Source organism: Agrobacterium tumefaciens (assembly GCF_013337285.1).
GTDB lineage: Bacteria > Pseudomonadota > Alphaproteobacteria > Rhizobiales > Rhizobiaceae > Agrobacterium > Agrobacterium burrii.
The window spans coordinates 1-17,185 of sequence record NZ_SUPW01000016.1; the positions used below are offsets into that span (position 1 = coordinate 1).

Genomic DNA, 17,185 nt, shown 5'->3' on the forward strand with positions numbered 1-17,185 from the left:
ACCGTGCTGGCGGTCAGCGGATGAATTGAAAATGATGCTAGTCGTCGAAGAGGAATAGCAGGGACTGCTTTCTGAATTGGCTCGGTTCATTTTTCAGCTTTTTTATTCCCATGTTTAAAATGGGATAGTGCTTTTGCTCTGTCAGCCAGTTAAAAAGACATGGTGGGGCATCAAACTATGGTCACTCTTTCGAAAGGCACGTAATGGCCCTTGATCTGCTGAACCACGAAGATGAGCTGAAGATTGCTAAAGAACTCAACTCCCTGTTAGCTTCAAAATATGCTCAGGAGGTGGTCAATCGTGTTGCAAATGATGTCATGTCAACACAATTGAATGGAGATCGGGTTGGCGATGGAAAAGTGAAAAATGATAGAGGTGGCTTCCGCGCGACACTCCGTTCGCTTAATCCTGAGCGTCTGATACGAAGAGCGTTACGGAAGCGGTTTTCAAAACAGGGAACGGTCTCGAAGTCGCGGGAAGCTTTCGATTGTCCCGAATATTTTCCCTTATATGTTCAGGGTCTCAACATCCAATATAGTACCGGAACTTTAGTTGACAGGCGAGGTGTTGGCAGAGTTGCGCGTGAGATATTGAAGGAACTAATAAGGCGAGAGGCGCTCGCGACCCTCACGGTTGGATCAGCCTGCGAAAAGCCTATTCATTTTTTCCCTTCTGTTCATTGGTGTCCCTCAGAGCTGCCTCCTCGCTCTGTTGTTATGGTGCACGACGTTATTCCTTTGCTGTTTGAGGACATATTCCACAAATCAACTGTCGGCGAATGGAAGCAGAGATACATTCATACAATCAGAAACGCCGACCTTATTGTAACCGTTAGTGAAAGCAGTTCGGACGATATCTCGCGGATTATTGGTATCCCGAAAGAAAAGATTCACGTCGTTTATAATGGTGTCGATGTTCTGGACTGGGAGGAAGACAAAAGTGTGGATTTTCTCACACCCGACGCTCCTTATTTCGTCTGTATAGGTTCCAACGATTACCATAAGAATATCGACGTCGTGATCAAGGCGATGGGCTACAGCAACGCAGATGACTATCATTTGGTCGTTGTTGGAAAATCACCAAAAGGGTTTTCTGCGGAGTTGACCTCCGGTAGCGCGGGAAAGATACATCCAGTCGGTCGCCTGACAGACGGGCAGTTGGCGAGAGTATTAAAACGATCCAGAGGATTACTTTTCCCCAGTCTATATGAAGGCTTTGGTTTGCCTCCGTTAGAGGCGTTGATGCTTGAAGTTCCCTGCATATGCAGCACGAGACCTGCCATGACAGAGTTACTGCCTGGCGTGGTGGTTTTTTGTGATCCGGATAAACCGCAGGATTGGGCGAATGCCATGCATCAATTGGCTAATTTCCCACCGGACATGGACGTTAGAAGTCAAGTAGCAAGTGAACTTCGGCGCCAGTTCAATTGGGCAAGGTCAACGGATTTGCTTTTATCTGTGCTTGGCAGACTTAAAGATGTTGAACGCTGAAACGACCACGGTTGTTGCAGGTGACGTGACACGAGGTTTTCACAACGCTTTGTGACGCGGCGAGGTGTACTATACCTGCCTGCATTTGCCGTGCGTTTTGATGCAGAAAACCCCGCCACCTGATGTCTTGATGGGTGGCGACGGGATTGCCGCAATTTCTCCATTCACGAGGAAAGTCTCAGTTGCAGGTCAATTCCTGCCGTCTTGACCCGTCGAGTGGAGCCGGACACCAGTAATACGGATGCCGTGCAGGTTATTGCCGGCAATGCGAAATTCCCAGTTGCCAAGCTCCTGCTGCCCGATAGTGAATTCGAGGCTGGTCGTAGCGGTCTTTCCGCTTAACCCGCGTTGCAGGAGCGTGGATGTGGCTGGACCGGTTACGGTATTATATACCTCAATTGTGGCTTCGTCCGCGCGCTCGTCGAAAATTCGTGCGTCTATTTCAACGCGGTATTTTCCCGGCGGCAGCACCATGCCGGGACCATAGAGTTTGTGTTTACCGCCAGTACCGGCCAGATCGAGAATAGAGGTATTCACCTGACCGTACCGTGTTCTCATTTCCGGCAGCAGGTTGCTGTCGATCACGGGCAACAGGGCGAGACCGGCATTTTCGAGTTGCGCACGCGGCAGGTGTGAAGCGAGATAGAATGGAGTACCAGCAATCCGATACAGCGAATCGGCCTCGAAATTTGCCAATTGCTGGCGTACGTTGGCAAGGCTGATACTGTTAGTATGCCAAACCAGTGTTTCGGGTGGGCCGTTATCGCTATTTGGATTATCGAGGTCGTCTTCTTGCAGAAAGGCGCGCGGACGCAGTGAAAGCAGTGCCGGGTCAGCCTTGATGCGTCCCAAGAAATGTCGGTTTTGCTCTATATTGTCCGCTGCCCTGTCGGTGTCTCTCACCACATTGCTGTTCCAGGCCGGTAGAAGGGTACTCCAAGGAAAACTGATGGAAATACCGGCGATTATAAATATTGGAAGCAATATCTGTATGCCCGCCTGTCGCCGGAGCGTACGAGGTTCCTTAAGATGTGATATCTGCGGCGCTACGCTCCACCATAGAAACCAGAAAATAGCGATCTGAAAGGGAAAGGGATAATACACGTCCATTTGGCCGGCAGCATCACTCAAGGCGGTGAAGTTGAGGAGTGACCATGGAATATAAGCCAGGAAGCCGAAAAAAGGTATGGGATTGCGCCAAATGATCGTCGCCAGCAAAGCAATTGCGGCGGGCAGCACGAGATAGAGGCGCTGCGTAAACAAGATGGCGAGCCGCTCCTGCATCAGTGACCACGTCAGGTGCGCATAAGGAGGGACACCAGTGTAGATGCGAGTAAAGGCGCCATCAGCTGGAAACAGCGAACTGCGGATCAGCACGGCTGCCAGCGACAGACAGAAGGCCGGCAGTAGCAGCGTCAGTATATTGCTCCCAGCTGTCACACGACGGCTGCTCCACATGGTCCAGACCCATAACAGTCCGAGCGGCGCAACGATATGGAAGCCCATATCCTCGCGCACCGAAAGCGCCAGTATTAAAAACAATGCCGCCAATCGCCGTTTGCCGCTAAAGAAGGCGGCGAGGCAGGCGCAGACCATTAGCGCACCCAACGCTTCGATATGGGGGTATGCCAGGATAAACATGGCCAGACCGTTGAAGGCAAAAGCCAACGCCAGAAGGGCCTGCCAAAGCGGTCTTTCTGCAAAGCAGGGTATTCTGCGCAGAGCAATCCACGCCAATAAACCGCTGCCCCCGAGAACTACGCCCTGGAAGCTGGCAAACCATGTTATCGGTCCCCATGGCCAGAAAAAGCTTAGCAGGCCAATGGCGTAAAGGATTGGCGACAGATGTGTGCTATAGAAAAGATTGTTGTCGATAACGGATGGGTTGGTCAGGTTGAAATCCTGTGGGCGCCACATCAGCGCCGCAAACCAGCCGCTATCGTGTAGATAGCCACCCGACACATAGAAATGGTTCATCACAAAGCTGAAACCGGCTAGAAACGGCACCAGAAAGGATAGGAGCACAGCTATGCTTTCCTTCACTAGTGCGAGCCTCGGCGCTGTCGGTTCAAGTGTCTGGCAAATCATTCCCATTTGTTGCTTCTCTGTCGCCGTTTTCGCGACGATCTCTTAAATTACTATGCAAGTGCTGCGCCGGTATCGGCGTGATCACGATCAGGCACGTTTCTTCACGCAGAAGCGGAAAAATATAAAATCTTTATATTTTCATTACTTTGAAGAAATGCTCCGGAATATTTCGAATGATCAACATGATCAACTGCCAGACAGGACGTACGTAGACAATATTTTTTTTGCGCAGAACGGCGCGCTCAATCGCAACCGCGACCTCGTTTGGGTCGGCTGTCAGGACCGCTGGTAAATCCATCCCCTCTGTCATTTTGGTTGCAACAAACCCCGGTAAAACTGTAACCACATGGACGCCGCGCTTGGCGAGGCGGTTGCGTAGGCCAGAGAGAAATGCGGTAAAAGCAGCTTTGGCGGAACCGTAGACGTAATTAGTTGCGCGGCCGCGCTCGCCAGCAACGGAGCTGATCCCGACAAGCGTACCCGAGGCCCGTTGTTCGAAGCGATTGGCGAGAAGGGCCAGGATACTTGCCGGGCCTTCATAATTACTGCGCATAACGTGGCTTGCGGCAATAGGATTGCGTTCGCTTTCCTCCTGTCGACCCATCAGTCCGATGGTGGATATTGCAATTTCGGGCAGAAGGGGAAGGTTGTTCAGGAATTCTTCGTGTGTTTCAATCGAGAGTGCATCAAATTCATGCAATGTAACCTCGACACCGTAACGGAGCTCGATATCACGTTTCTCGATGTCGAGACCTTCGGAATTGCGCGCTGCCAGTTGGATAGCGTACCCTTCTGCGGCGAATTTACGGGCTACAGCGTTGCCAATGTCCGACCGAGCACCAATAATAAGGACAGTCGGTTTCGTCATATTGAGAGCCTTTCTGCCTGAGACGAAATAAAGCGGCTTTTCCAGCCATTTTCGTCCCGATTATGTATGAATTTTTCTACGCGTGCATCTGAGGCCCGTAATGTGTGGGCGGACATACGGCTGTCTTTCGCCAAGTAGAAGCGCCCGCCATTCTCGACTGCAATTTCATCGAGATGGTTCAGTAAACGAAGGGTTTTCCTTGAGATTGGGAAATCAAGCGCGAGAGTGTAGCCTTCCATGGGAAAGGAAAATTTGCTGTCCTGCGGGCCAAGTCTTTTAAGAACGGCCAGAAAAGAGCCTGTTCCGGCAAGGGAAATGGCCTCAAGCAGGGCCGAAATTCCTTTTTCTGAACGATCAAGAGGCAGTACACATTGAAACTGAGCAAACCCGCTTCGACCATATATCCGGTTCCAGCCCAGTACCGAATCTAACGGGTAGAAGTATGAATCGCAATCAACGAGATGCTCTCCAGTTTTGCTTGCCCCTTTTTTGTAGTATAGCTTGTTGAACAGTCTTACTGTTATTCGATTCAAAATACCGGATGGCAAAGTGATCGGTAATCTGACTACCCGTTTATCATGCTGCGCGAACGGTTCGTTGGCATGTCTCGCTGATAGGTCGGATGTCGACGCATGTTCGCCTAACATGATTAGAGAACGCCCTAAATTCTCTCCACGCCCGAGGCAATCGATCCAGGCGACTGAGTAGGTCGCGTCCTTGTATTTTTCGAAGATTTCAATAGCTGTCCGCAGGTTTGGAGCCGGGACAGTTGTTTGCCGGATCCACGAAGTCTCGACGCGTCTGAGGCGGAACGCCGCGCGTAGAATGATCCCGGTCAGACCCATGCCGCCCAATGTATGTTCGAAGAGATTAATATTCGTCTCGTGGGAGCATCGGATAGTCTCTCCTTTGAAGTCCAGGACATCAATCCAGTCGACACATGTTCTAAAACTGCCCTCTTTATGGTGGTTTTTACCATGGACATCCGCAGCAATCATGCCACCTAGAGTAACGAATTTCGTTCCCGGCGTGACCATGGGGAACCAACCCCTAGGTAGAAATGTCTTGATGACGTCGCCCAGCAGTACTCCAGCTTCAGCGACAAGCTGACCAGTCTGCTTTTCGAAAGAGAGCATGCGATTGAAATATTTCATTGAAATAGTGCTGAATGGATTAATCGCACTATCGCCATAGGCACGGCCATTGCCGCGGGCTATTACACTATGCTTGGAGTTCACCAAATCGCACAGTGTTTCCACATCGCGCGGAAAATAAAGTTGGGTCTCTATCGAAGGGTATCGACCCCAGCCAGATATTTTCATAACGCGAGCTCTCCGCGTTTGTCGTTAAAGACAAACCGCTTGTCGAGATTGTACTTAACGACATATCCTATCGCCAACCCGATAATGGCGCCGATTTCCCGCATAAGATCGGTTTGCCAGATTTGCCAAAACGTGGTCTCGGCTCCCCAGAATATCAGAGTGGTTAGAATGCCCATTACTGTGTATAGCGTGAATTTTCGGGTGTTGTTTTTCACTCCCATATCTTGGTCATAGAAAATCCATCGCTTGTCGAGTGCATATTTTATGACGAGACCTACAAGCGTTCCCATTCCTATGGCGGCAATAAAGTGGGTACCGGTGCTTCCAGTCTGAAGAACAATCCGTTGCGTGGCCAGGTTTGCAAAAGTCGCTACGGCAGCGAATATAGCATACCTAAAAGTCAGCGTGCCTAGTGTCATAATAGTGCACTTCCCAGTGTGAAGGCCAAGATTATCAATGCACATATTTGACTGGTGCCATCTTTAGCTGCGTACACGACCGGATCGTCATGCATCAGACCGCGGTGCGCGATCATGACAGCGCGGGTGATCCAGTAAAGGAGAATCGCACAGACCCCCCAAAGCGCCTCCGGGCGTGCATAAAGCTCCATCACTGCAGGGGAATTGACATAAAGCGTCATCACGAGCACGGAGACGTAGCCAGCAGCGATCGCGATCATTGAAATTATAGGCAAGTCATCGACATGATAACCCCTGCCGCTCGGTTTCAGATTTCCCCGCTCTGCGCTGTCGATTAACTCAGCCTGCCTTTTGATGGCTGCTAGCGATAAGAAAAAGAAAACGGAGAACGCTAGCAGCCAGATTGATATGCCAATCGACGTCGCCACGGAACCGGCAAAAATCCTTATCGTATAAAGTGCAGCGAGCATGCAGATATCAACGACAATCAACCTCTTGAGATAGAGCGAATAAGCGGTCGTCAACAGATAGTAGCCGATCATGACTACCAGAAATTTCCAGCTTATAAAAAACGCGAAAAAAGAACCGAGACCTACAAGCGTTCCCGCCATTAAGGTGCCATATGTGATGGGAACGGTGCCTGCGGCAAACGGCCGTTTTCGTTTTCGCGGATGCGCTCTGTCTGCAGAAAGATCGAGCAGATCGTTCAAGACATATACGCCTGAAGCTATCAGGCTGAAGCACACAAATGCCGCTATCGACGAGACGACGGTTGCTCCATCTATCTGATGTGCGGCAAGCATCGGTACGAATACAAGGAGATTCTTTAACCATTGGTGAGGCCTGAGTGCCTTGATATATGGTTTTATAGAATCTTTTTCGCTCTGAAGGTGTTCCACGGTGTCGCAAAGTGCTTCGACTTTCGCGCGCACTTTTCTTGGTACATCGACTGTGATTGCTTTTTCCGCACGTTCCCACACGGGCAAATCGGCCGCGGTGTCCCCCATGTAAAAAAAGCCACTTTCTCCGAAGCGCTCTTGCAAAAACGCAGCTTTAGTTGCACCTTTCAGATTACGTGTGCCGTCAGAGCCGTGTACCTCATCAAAGATACCGAGATGATCCGCTATTGCTTGTGCGACTTGCTGATCAGAGGCTGTAACAAGAACGGCACGACCACCGGCGCTTCGCCATTCCTCGATATAAGCCAGTACTTTATCGTTATAAGGAAGCACACTTGCATCTACGGTTGCCGCGCGGGCGAGGTGACGTTTCAAGTGAGCGCGCCCATGTGACAGCGCTGAAACTGCACTGAAAAGACAGCGCCAATTCGAGCCAAAGGCTGACCAGAAATTTTCGTATAGCATGTCGGTGCGGAGAAGGGTTCCGTCCAAGTCAACGACCAGCATTTTTCGGGTATCGAAATTCAACGGTTCATCGCTCTTTCGTCATGCGTTTTTTGTTGTGGCGGAGCCCGGATATGTAAGGGCGCTATCAAGCGGTTACTCCGCCGCGGACGCCAGAGAGCCTCGTTATCCTTTTTTTTGGGGGCGTCCTAACGTATAGGGCTCGGTCACGCAATCGATTGATGACCGGTTAGCGCAGAAACATTTTGAAAAGATCGGAAATAATTCGAAAGCTATTGAAAACTTCCAACATTATCTGATAGCTGCTGCGGGCGCATAATTGCGGATTTTGCTTGTTGGGAAGAGACACATGAAAACGGCACTCGTCTGCGGAGCAGGTGGATTTATTGGCGCACATCTGGTCAAGCGCCTGAAACGCGAAGGTTTCTGGGTGAGAGGCGTCGACCTCAAGTTCCCAGAATACGCTGCAACTGAGGCTGACGATTTCGTTATCGCAGACTTGCGGGAGCAGGCTAACTGTCGAGCAGTAATTGATCGCAGGTTCGATGAGGTATATCAGCTCGCCGCCGATATGGGCGGTGCGGGGTATATTTTTACGGGTGAGAATGATGCTGATATCATGCACAATTCGGCCACCATCAATCTCAACGTTTTGGATGCCTGCTACCGTCGCAACATAAAGCGGGTATTTTACAGCTCTTCAGCCTGTATGTATCCCGAGCATAACCAGACCGACCCGAGTGCTCCCGTAACGCGGGAAGACAGCGCTTATCCGGCAAATCCGGACAGCGAATATGGCTGGGAAAAGCTGTTTTCCGAACGTCTTTATCTTGCTTATAATCGCAATCACGGGATGGAATGCCGTGTTGCGCGTTATCATAACATCTTTGGCCCGGAAGGGTCCTGGGTTGGAGGACGCGAGAAGGCGCCGGCAGCACTCTGCCGTAAAGTCGCGGAGGCTGAAGCCGGTGGAGCGATCGAGATCTGGGGCGATGGTCTGCAGACGCGGTCGTTTCTCTTTGTCGATGAGTGCCTTGAGGCCACTCTGCGGCTGACGCGATGTGAAACCTTTGCCGGACCGGTGAATATTGGCTCTGAAGAGATGGTTTCGATCAACGAACTCGCCAGGATCACCATGCGAGTGGCTGGCAAGGATCTCGAAATTCACAATATTCCAGGCCCGCAAGGTGTACGTGGTCGTAACTCCCACAATGACCTTATTCGAGAAAAGCTGGGATGGGAGCCAAGCCTTACGCTTGAGCAGGGGCTGGCCCGCACCTATCCCTGGATTGCTCGTCAGGCCGAGCTTGCACGTGGAAAAAACAAGTGACGGCCGGCGGCCCGATCTGTAGCGAGATATTATGATGAAGCCGAAACTCTCTGTTATAGGCCTGGGCAAACTCGGTGCGCCCATGCTTGCCGTCTTTGCCAAAAAGGGCTTTGATGTCATTGGTATGGATTTGAATTCCGCATTTGTGGATTCAATCAATCGTGGCGTGGCGCCGGTTCCTGAGCCGCAGCTCCAGGAATTGATCACGGAACATGGCGGGCGCATTCGGGCTACGACCGATATCCGCGAAGCGGTGCTTTCCTCGGACGTGACCTTCATCATCGTTCCGACTCCAAGTGGGCCGGATCGTTTTTTCCGCAATGACTATGTGATCTCTGCGCTGGAGAGCATCGGCGCGGCATTGCACGGCAAGACCGGCTACCACAATGTCGTTATCACCTCCACCGTCATGCCTGGCTCTACAGGCGGCATACTACGGCAGACGCTTGAGCGCGCATCCGGTCGAACCGTGGGCTCGGATCTTGGTTTGTGTTATAACCCGGAATTCATAGCGCTCGGCACTGTGGTCCGCGATATGCTTTATCCAGATATGATTCTTATCGGCGAAAGCGATTCTAAAGCGGGAGATTTGCTCGAAAGCGTCTATCGTGGCTCGACAGAAAGCAATCCTGAGTTCCAGCGGATGAACTGGGTCAATGCGGAACTTTGCAAGATTGCCGTCAATACCTACGTGACCACCAAGATCAGCTATGCAAACATGATCGCCGACATGTGTGATCATCTTGACGGCGCAGATGCGGATGTTGTGACGGATGCTCTCGGTGCCGACAGCCGGATCGGAAAGAAGTATATCAAGGGCGCCATCGGTTATGGTGGTCCCTGTTTCCCACGCGATAACAAGGCATTCGCGGCGCTCGGACGCAGCCTTGGCGCGCGCACGGATCTCGCCGAAGCGACGGATGTCATCAATGATCACCAGACCGAACGTCTTGTGAGGGCGATAGCGGCATCTGCTGATCCCGGAGCACAGGTTGCAATTCTCGGACTGTCTTACAAGCCGGAAACGCCGGTGATTGAGGAAAGCCAGGGATTGGCGCTCGCTCATAAACTGGTCAGCATCGGCTATCGTGTGCGGATCACGGATCCGCAGGCGCTTGTCAGTCTTCCGGATCAGATCGCCGATGGGATCGTGATCAAGGTCGATGCGGACAGCGCCATGGCAGGAGCAGATGTGGTCGCGATTGTGACGCCCTGGAAAGCCTACCGCAATCTCGACATTGCGAGTGCTGGGCCGAAGGCGGTTATTGATCCGTGGCGAGTCGTCGATGCTGAAAAGCTTTCGGCTGCCATAACGTTGATCAGACCCGGTATGGGCGATTGGCTCACGGATGCCGCCGCAGCGAAACATAACCGGGTAATGTCATGATATCGATCGTCCTCTATGGAAGGAACGACAGTTACGGTTATAACCTCCACAAGAGGGCTGCTCTCAGCCTGAATTGTATGGCGGAAGTGCTGACCGACGAAAATGATGAAATTCTTTTCGTTGACTACAACACGCCGGATGATTTTCCGACCTTCCCGGAGGCGATCTGCGACACGCTGACAGATCGTGCGAAACGCCTTTTGCGGATCATCCGCATAAGGCCAAGCGTTCATAATCAGTTGTTCGCGTCTCGTACGCATCTGAAGGCTCTTGAGCCGATTTCACGTAACGCTGCCGTCAGGCGGTCCAATCCTGCGAACCGTTGGATATTGTCGACCAATACGGACATGATCTTTGTACCACGCGGGTCGCAGTCCTTATCTGAACAGTTGGCCGGACTGAAGGACGGATTTTATTGCGCTCCTCGTTTCGAGATACCCGAGACGCTGTGGGAGAGCTTTGATCGGCTTGATCCGGCTGGAGTTATTGCTGAAACGCGCGCGATGGGAGAGACCCTTCATCTCAATGAAATTGTCTACGGCGCTGATTCAATTCTTTATGATGCGCCGGGTGACTTCCAGCTCATGAGACGCGAAGATCTTTTTGCCATCCATGGGTTCGATGAGCGGATGCTCCTGGGTTGGCACGTTGACTCGAATATTTCTAAGCGCCTTGTAATGCTTCACGGAAAAGTTAGCGACGCTGTACCCGCAGTTTTTGGTTATCATTGCGACCACACGCGTCAGACGACACCAATGCACGCACATAAAAGCGTGGAGAATAATCCAGAAGAATTTATCGACGGGGTGAAGAGGCCTGACATTCCCGATCAAGCGGAAGTTTGGGGGCTCAACGGAATAGAACTGGAAGAAATCAGCCTGACGAATACCGTCAATATGGCTTATCGTCTTTCCCTTTCTGAAGCGATAGAGACACCGCTTACTCGTCCGCTGGAAGCAAGATATCGAGCAGAGTCTTATGACAATGAAACCGGCAGTCCAGAACACGTCTTGCCGTTTCTCGTTGATCTTTTTGCGAATGCCCCACGGAACACGCAGGTCGTCTGGATTGGTCCTCTGGATCGCATGTTCAACCTTTTTACCCGTTGTTGGGATAGTCTTGGTTTCTCTAATCGCGTGACAGTTTGGCAAGCGGGCCCGGAGCATTCGGCCACGCTTGCTCAGGCGGATGCTTTCGTAATCAATTTCGGGCTTCCTGATAAGGCTGAAGGCGAGGCTCTTGCCGAAGTTCTAAACGGATTTTTTGCTGCGATAGTTGATGAACGTCGGCATTTGGCAAAAAAGGGGGAGCCGAGACGCTTCATTGGCATTAATGCGGTTCATAATCGCTTTGAATCTATTATGCAGCGGTTCGTTGGGTGCGGACGTACGCCCTTTTCCGCGCGGCTTCGCCACGGTTATCTTCTTCAGTCCATATTTAAGGACGTTGACGACTGGACGCCAGAAATGCGTGCCGGTGCGGCAGGTGTTCGGGAGAAGGATGTCATCCGCTCCAACAGTGAAGTTGGGCACATTTTTTTTGGGCCTTACGCTCATTTGGCACCCGGTGACTATCGTATAGATTTGACTCTATCGCGCCGATGGGATCACCCGTTGAAATGCAGGCTCAACCTCGATCTGCTTCAAGGCGACAAGGTTCTTTACGAAAAGAAAGTAAACCTTCTCCGAGGGAAGGTAACTGCGAAGCTATCGTTGCATGTTGCCCCTCGCGACATATTGCTTCCCGTACAAATTCGCCTCCACTCATCTGGTAAGGCACGTATAACACTCGAAAATGTCGTAGTTAAACGTACCTCTAAACTTGCTGAGGATTGGTCGATATGACGCTATCTGCTTTTCGCCATAGGTTTGCGAGTTTTCGTGCGGTTGGTTGTGATCCATTGGTATCAGAAGTCGAAAGATTGAATGCCGATGGGCAGGATATTCGCAACGTTGCTGCTCGGGTGAAGAACGGGAACCTGCCACTCCCGCCTTCTGTTCTTAAGGATACAGAGTTTAAGACAGGAACCTTAAGCGCACTTGCTTTGAAACGAAAAGCAACGGTGACGTTTGCTGCGGGTCTCAACTAAGCGTGAAAGCCCAGCTATGAACTCAAATGGTGCAATCGGAAATAGAGCGCCTTGGAAGGTGCTTAAAACTCATGCCATTTACGACGCTCCACCATTTTTGGAGCTCTCGGTTGAAATGGTCGAGTTGCCGGATGGGCGCGTTGTCGACGATTATCATCAAGTTCATTTGCCTGATTTTTCGATTGCCGTGCCGATTCTCGCCGATGGTCGTATTTTGACTTTATGGCAATATAAACATGGTGCTCGATGCTATTCCATGACCTTTCCCGCTGGCCATGTGGAGCCCGGGGAAGATGCTGTTGAGGCGATGCTGCGGGAACTGCGAGAAGAAACCGGCTATGTGGCTGAGAATGCGGTTAGCTTTGGCAGTTATGCCGTTAGTGGCAATCAGGGCTGTGGGCGTGCGCATCTTTTCGCCCTGACGGGTTGTTGTCCCGCCGGCGTCGCCGATCACGACGATCTTGAAACTTTCGATCTTAGAGTTATGACAGTGGAGGAAATAAATGCGGCGATCGATCAGGGACATTGTGCAATCCTTCCTCAGCTCGCCGTCTGGCTCGCGACCAGAGCACATTTCGGGTTCTGACGATCAGCGACTGGCCGAACATGAAACAGGTCTGACCGTTCACGCTCCGGCTCCTGCTGTCCAGCTCGATCTGGCTCCGATCTGGACCATGGTTCCAGAGGCAGAGCCAATTCGGCTTGGCGCGTACTACGCCCACATGCGGGGCTACTATCCTTATTGTGAGATGCAAACCAAACGCTGGTGTGTCCGCAACATCGGCCGCGATTGGCGTATTTTTGATGTCGGGGGTAATATCGGATATTACTCCGCACTTTTTGGTCGCTGCGCACCTGAAGGCCGGGTTGTTGCATTCGAACCGACGGAAACGCATCGTATGCTCAGGCACAATCTTGAGCTCAACGGCATTTCAAATGTCGAAGTCCAGCAGATTGCAATGGGGGAGGCCGAAGGTAACCGTCGTGATGCGATATTCCGCGTCTGGGGCAGTCCCGCGGAAGTGGAGGAGTTTCCTTTCTCGACAGTGGACGCGGAAATGCGGCGTCTGGAATGGGACAGGCTTGATCTTCTTAAGGTTGATGTCGATAGCTTCGATCTCGAAGTGTTGAAAGGCTCTCTTCAGACACTCGACAAATTTAACCCATGGATTCTCGTCGAACTTAATCATGCCTTGGCGGAAAGAAAGCAGAGCGTATCTCAGGCGCTCGAATGGTTGGCATCGGTAGGTTACCAAGATGCTCTCGTGATGGACGGCGAGAATTTCCTTTTGCGTCGTCCTGAGGGCGCGCCGGTTGCCGTTGATGGCTTGAGGCTCATACATGAACGGGAGCCTGTCTATGTTGCACCTGTTCTTGTGGCGACGGAAGCACAGGCGGCTAACGTTGCTGCAGTATTCGAACTACCTAGTACTGGTGTTCTGGATGAAGAAACCGGTGATCTGGTTATCAATGCACCAGCCTGGGGCTATGGCTTGATCTGGAAAGTGCAACCAATCTGTGAAGGACCGGCAATCGTACGTTTGTCCGTTGGCGTCTCTGGAGCGGATATCGGAGTTCTTTGCGTTAGGGAGGGTTTTTCGGATATCATTGGATCGGAAGCTTTTATACTGCCGGGCGGAGAAACTACGGTCGAGATAGCGCTTGAGCAGGTCGAGGACCTGCGTGGGATTGTTATCAGAAGAGGCCCGACGCTATCTGGTGTGGCTCGAGTACGTTTCAATGAGCCGGTTGTCTTGCAGGCGGAAGCTCGGCGTAATGTTACCCCGCCGCTTTCGATGAACCCGGCTCAAAAAGAGACCAACTTGAGTGATGCCGCGCAAGGGCTCTCATCATTGGCTTTTGATGTGCCAGAAAACCGGCTCGAAATCGTTGACGCTCATATGCTGGGAGAACGCCTTGGCTTGGACTACTCGTTCCGAGCTCCGATTAATCTCGTTAATATGCCGCTTACCCAGTTCCGTATGGAAGTCCATGACGCGAAGATATTGGGACAGCTATACCGTGCGTTTCGACCAAAACATCATCTGGAGTTTGGGACCTGGGAGGGGTTTGGTGCGCGGCTTTGCCTGCAAAACTCCGAAGCTCTCGTCTGGACGCTGAACCTTCCTGAAGGGGAAAAGGATGATGAGGGGCGTCCTTTGTATTCAGACGCATCCGGCGTCACTGATGGTGGAAACCGGATCGGACGACTTTATCGCGAAGCTGGATTGGCCGGGCGAGTAACCCAGATGTTGATGGACAGTCGGGAGTTCGACACAGCTGCTTTCGGTCCGAATTTCTTCGATACAATCCTGATCGACGGTGGCCATACGGCCGATGTAGTCACCAACGATACCGAAAAGGCCTTGCAGGTGGTTCGTCCGGGCGGACTTGTCATGTGGCATGATTTTTGTCCTGATCCCTTGATCGTAGCCGAACAAAATGCTGCTCAGGGCGTGGTTGAAGCCGTGCTGCTGAACTGGAAAGAGTGGCGTCCGCGCTTTTCATCCTTATTTTGGGTAAGACCCTCATGGCTTCTGGTCGGGGTGGTTGCTGATGGCGGCGTGAGTGCAAGTGAAGACAATGATACGCAATAAACAGGTTACATCCGCGACTTTCACCTCGGCTTACGCGCAAGGCTTTCTTCGTTGTGCCGTTGCTTCACATTTGGTTACTCCTGCTTCGCCATTGGCCAATGCTGCGGCAACTATGCCGCTACTGGAAACGGCAGACGAGCAGTCGGTGGGCCTTCTTGTCCTGCCCGAACTTGGTCTGACCGGTTACGCGATTGATGATCTCCTGCATCAGCAAACGCTGCTTGATGAAGCAGAGTCTGCTCTTGAACTGCTGCGAAAGCGTACCGAGACGCTAATGCCCGTGGTCCTCGTTGGAATGCCGGTCCGCTGGCAGGGACACCTTCTCAATTGCGCGGTAGTGCTGCATCGAGGTCGGCTTCTAGGTATTGTACCGAAAACCTATCTGCCCAATTATCGCGAATTCTACGAGGCGCGGCACTTCGCATCGGGTGCCATAGTTGAAAAGGGTGCCGTGATAGAAATGTTGGGAACTGAGGTTCCAATCGGTACGGACCTTTTGTTCACTGCGCAGGATATAGAAAATTTTGTGCTGGCGATTGAAATTTGCGAAGACGTTTGGGTGCCAACGCCGCCCTCATCCATGGCTGCCCTTGCCGGCGCGACAGTCATCGCAAATCTTTCTGCGTCCAATGCTATTATCGGTAAGTCGGCCGAACGTCATGCGCTTTGCCGTGTGCAATCTGCTCGTTGCAATGCTGCTTACCTCTATTCGGCGGCCGGTTTCGGTGAGTCGACGACTGACCTTGCCTGGGATGGCCATGCAATGGTCTATGAAGCTGGAACTCTTTTGGCTGAATCCGAGCGCTTTTCGACAAGCGCCGGCATGATTGTTACGGATGTCGATCTGGAACTTCTGGCAGCTGAACGGCTGCGAAACGGCAGCCTTGTTGCAAATCGGCGCGATCTTGCGCCGAAAGCCTATAGGCACATTCGCTTTCATCTTCAGCCTCCGGAAAATGACATAGGCCTGCGTCGAAAGGTTGCTCGCTTTCCATTCGTTCCGGATGACAAAGGTCAGCTTGACGTTCTTTGCGAAGAAGCTTTCCAAATACAATCTCAAGGTCTTGCTCGTCGTTTAAAGGCGAGTAACATCGAGCGTGTGGTCATTGGTGTTTCGGGTGGATTGGATAGTTCGCACGCCCTGCTGGTTGCGCTCCACGCCATGGATCTGCTGAAACTTCCCCGTTCAAATGTCCTAGCGTGGACTTTACCGGCTTTTGCGACCTCAAATACGACAAAATCGAATGCTTGGCGACTTATGCGGGCGTTGGGAGTGACTGCGGACGAGATCGATGTAGGCCCGGCTTCAATGCAAATGTTGCGGGATATCGGCCATCCCGCCGCAGAGGGAGAGAAGGTTTATGATATTACCTTCGAGAACGTCCAGGCTGGGGCTAGAACGTCGCTCCTTTTCCGACTGGCAAACCGTCATAATGCGATTGTTCTAGGCACAGGTGATCTCTCTGAACTCGCTCTTGGTTGGGCGACCTATGGCGTCGGTGATCACATGAGCCACTACAATGTCAATTGCTCGGTCCCAAAAACGCTTATTCAGCACCTTATTCGATGGGTAGCGGCGCGCGGACTTTACGGTGAAGAGGCGTCTGCCGTTCTTCGGAATATATTGTCGACAGAAATCAGTCCAGAATTGGTACCGGGTGATGCGGATGCGCCAAGCCAGAGGACTGAAGATTTCGTCGGACCTTATGCGCTTCAAGACTTCAATCTTTTTTATACGGTAAGATATGGCTTGAGGCCGTCCAAGCTGGCTTTTCTTGCATGGCACGCTTGGCGAGATGTCAAAACGGGTAGCTGGCCGCCGGATTTCGCAGACGCTGATCGACGGGACTACGATTTGGAAACCGTTCGATCATGGCTAAGAGTTTTTATCAGGCGCTTCTTTCAAACCAGCCAGTTCAAACGAAGCGCCGTTCCAAACGGTCCGAAAACGAGTTCAGGCGGCTCTTTGTCTCCGCGCGGCGACTGGCGTATGCCATCAGATGCATCAGCGGATGCCTGGTTGCGGGAGCTTGATCTAGCGCTAGCCCCTCCGCCGAAAAATTAAGAGGGGCTGGTAGCGCATTCTGGTCAAACGACATCTCTCTATCGACTGTAAATCCGGATGCCTCGTTTATATAAGGAGCATTCGGATTTACGCCCTTTTGTAATCATCCTCGATGCGAATGACATCATCCTCGCCGATATAGGCCCCGGTCTGGATTTCCACCAGC

The 17,185-nt window shown here is 51.8% G+C and carries 14 protein-coding genes; 8 read left to right on the forward strand and 6 right to left on the reverse strand.

Annotated elements, in window-relative coordinates:
- Nucleotides 1-203 precede the first annotated feature (203 nt).
- A complete protein-coding gene (locus tag FCH38_RS23280; RefSeq protein WP_153517168.1) occupies nucleotides 204-1,490 on the forward strand; it encodes a glycosyltransferase family 4 protein in 1,287 nt (428 codons plus the stop codon).
- Between the two features lie 189 nt (nucleotides 1,491-1,679).
- Here the strand turns inward: FCH38_RS23280 and FCH38_RS23285 are convergent, their stop codons facing one another.
- The 5 genes from FCH38_RS23285 to FCH38_RS23305 all read right to left on the reverse strand — a co-directional run bounded on the left by FCH38_RS23285 (nucleotide 1,680) and on the right by FCH38_RS23305 (nucleotide 7,614).
- Nucleotides 1,680-3,533 carry a hypothetical protein gene (locus tag FCH38_RS23285; RefSeq protein WP_153517167.1) on the reverse strand — a complete coding sequence of 618 codons (1,854 nt, stop codon included), beginning with the start codon at nucleotides 3,531-3,533 and terminating at the stop codon, nucleotides 1,680-1,682.
- A gap of 175 nt (nucleotides 3,534-3,708) precedes the next feature.
- Nucleotides 3,709-4,446 (reverse strand): SDR family oxidoreductase, encoded by a 738-nt coding sequence (locus tag FCH38_RS23290; RefSeq protein ID WP_174375322.1) that lies wholly within the window; start codon nucleotides 4,444-4,446, stop codon nucleotides 3,709-3,711.
- On the reverse strand, nucleotides 4,443-5,768 hold the full coding sequence (locus tag FCH38_RS23295; RefSeq protein WP_174375323.1) for an FAD-binding oxidoreductase: 1,326 nt from the start codon (nucleotides 5,766-5,768) through the stop codon (nucleotides 4,443-4,445). Before FCH38_RS23295 ends, FCH38_RS23290 begins: the two co-directional genes overlap by 4 nt.
- On the reverse strand, nucleotides 5,765-6,187 hold the full coding sequence (locus FCH38_RS23300; RefSeq protein WP_174375324.1) for a GtrA family protein: 423 nt from the start codon (nucleotides 6,185-6,187) through the stop codon (nucleotides 5,765-5,767). Before FCH38_RS23300 ends, FCH38_RS23295 begins: the two co-directional genes overlap by 4 nt.
- Entirely contained in the window at nucleotides 6,184-7,614 is a 1,431-nt protein-coding gene (locus FCH38_RS23305; RefSeq protein WP_174375325.1) for a UbiA family prenyltransferase, read from the reverse strand. Before FCH38_RS23305 ends, FCH38_RS23300 begins: the two co-directional genes overlap by 4 nt.
- Nucleotides 7,615-7,900: 286 nt before the next feature.
- Between FCH38_RS23305 and FCH38_RS23310 the strand changes: the two genes are divergently transcribed.
- The 7 genes from FCH38_RS23310 to FCH38_RS23340 are packed head-to-tail and all read left to right on the forward strand — an operon-like array spanning nucleotide 7,901 to nucleotide 17,019.
- The gene (locus tag FCH38_RS23310) at nucleotides 7,901-8,881 is read left to right on the forward strand and encodes an NAD-dependent epimerase/dehydratase family protein (protein ID WP_153517162.1); all 981 of its coding nucleotides are present in this window, start codon (nucleotides 7,901-7,903) and stop codon (nucleotides 8,879-8,881) included.
- A gap of 31 nt (nucleotides 8,882-8,912) precedes the next feature.
- Nucleotides 8,913-10,268: a UDP-glucose dehydrogenase family protein gene (locus FCH38_RS23315; RefSeq protein ID WP_174375326.1), complete on the forward strand. Its 1,356-nt coding sequence runs from the start codon at nucleotides 8,913-8,915 to the stop codon at nucleotides 10,266-10,268.
- Nucleotides 10,265-12,112 (forward strand): hypothetical protein, encoded by a 1,848-nt coding sequence (locus FCH38_RS23320; protein ID WP_174375327.1) that lies wholly within the window; start codon nucleotides 10,265-10,267, stop codon nucleotides 12,110-12,112. Before FCH38_RS23315 ends, FCH38_RS23320 begins: the two co-directional genes overlap by 4 nt.
- Complete coding sequence (locus tag FCH38_RS23325; RefSeq protein WP_153517159.1) at nucleotides 12,109-12,357, forward strand: hypothetical protein; 249 nt, start codon at nucleotides 12,109-12,111, stop codon at nucleotides 12,355-12,357. Before FCH38_RS23320 ends, FCH38_RS23325 begins: the two co-directional genes overlap by 4 nt.
- A 16-nt stretch (nucleotides 12,358-12,373) precedes the next feature.
- Nucleotides 12,374-12,943, forward strand: coding sequence for an NUDIX hydrolase (locus tag FCH38_RS23330; protein WP_153517158.1), 570 nt, complete (start codon nucleotides 12,374-12,376; stop codon nucleotides 12,941-12,943).
- The gene (locus FCH38_RS23335) at nucleotides 12,861-14,954 is read left to right on the forward strand and encodes a class I SAM-dependent methyltransferase (protein WP_174375328.1); all 2,094 of its coding nucleotides are present in this window, start codon (nucleotides 12,861-12,863) and stop codon (nucleotides 14,952-14,954) included. Before FCH38_RS23330 ends, FCH38_RS23335 begins: the two co-directional genes overlap by 83 nt.
- Entirely contained in the window at nucleotides 14,941-17,019 is a 2,079-nt protein-coding gene (locus FCH38_RS23340; protein WP_174375329.1) for an NAD(+) synthase, read from the forward strand. The genes FCH38_RS23335 and FCH38_RS23340 overlap by 14 nt, the downstream gene beginning before the upstream one ends.
- Nucleotides 17,020-17,106: 87 nt before the next feature.
- On the opposite strand, the gene FCH38_RS23650 is transcribed toward FCH38_RS23340, so the two are convergent.
- The coding region (locus FCH38_RS23650; RefSeq protein ID WP_174375330.1) for a hypothetical protein at nucleotides 17,107-17,185 on the reverse strand (79 nt) is incomplete at its 5' end.

Excerpts from the sequence above, each read along its gene's own strand:
- FCH38_RS23280 (WP_153517168.1), top strand. The coding sequence starts at position 204 with ATGGCCCTTGATCTGCTGAACCACGAAGATGAGCTGAAGATTGCTAAA.
- FCH38_RS23290 (WP_174375322.1), bottom strand. The coding sequence starts at position 4,446 with ATGACGAAACCGACTGTCCTTATTATTGGTGCTCGGTCGGACATTGGC.
- FCH38_RS23335 (WP_174375328.1), top strand. The coding sequence starts at position 12,861 with ATGCGGCGATCGATCAGGGACATTGTGCAATCCTTCCTCAGCTCGCCG.
- FCH38_RS23325 (WP_153517159.1), top strand. The coding sequence starts at position 12,109 with ATGACGCTATCTGCTTTTCGCCATAGGTTTGCGAGTTTTCGTGCGGTT.
- FCH38_RS23320 (WP_174375327.1), top strand. The coding sequence starts at position 10,265 with ATGATATCGATCGTCCTCTATGGAAGGAACGACAGTTACGGTTATAAC.
- FCH38_RS23330 (WP_153517158.1), top strand. The coding sequence starts at position 12,374 with ATGAACTCAAATGGTGCAATCGGAAATAGAGCGCCTTGGAAGGTGCTT.
- FCH38_RS23310 (WP_153517162.1), top strand. The coding sequence starts at position 7,901 with ATGAAAACGGCACTCGTCTGCGGAGCAGGTGGATTTATTGGCGCACAT.
- FCH38_RS23340 (WP_174375329.1), top strand. The coding sequence starts at position 14,941 with ATGATACGCAATAAACAGGTTACATCCGCGACTTTCACCTCGGCTTAC.
- FCH38_RS23300 (WP_174375324.1), bottom strand. The coding sequence starts at position 6,187 with ATGACACTAGGCACGCTGACTTTTAGGTATGCTATATTCGCTGCCGTA.
- FCH38_RS23295 (WP_174375323.1), bottom strand. The coding sequence starts at position 5,768 with ATGAAAATATCTGGCTGGGGTCGATACCCTTCGATAGAGACCCAACTT.
- FCH38_RS23315 (WP_174375326.1), top strand. The coding sequence starts at position 8,913 with ATGATGAAGCCGAAACTCTCTGTTATAGGCCTGGGCAAACTCGGTGCG.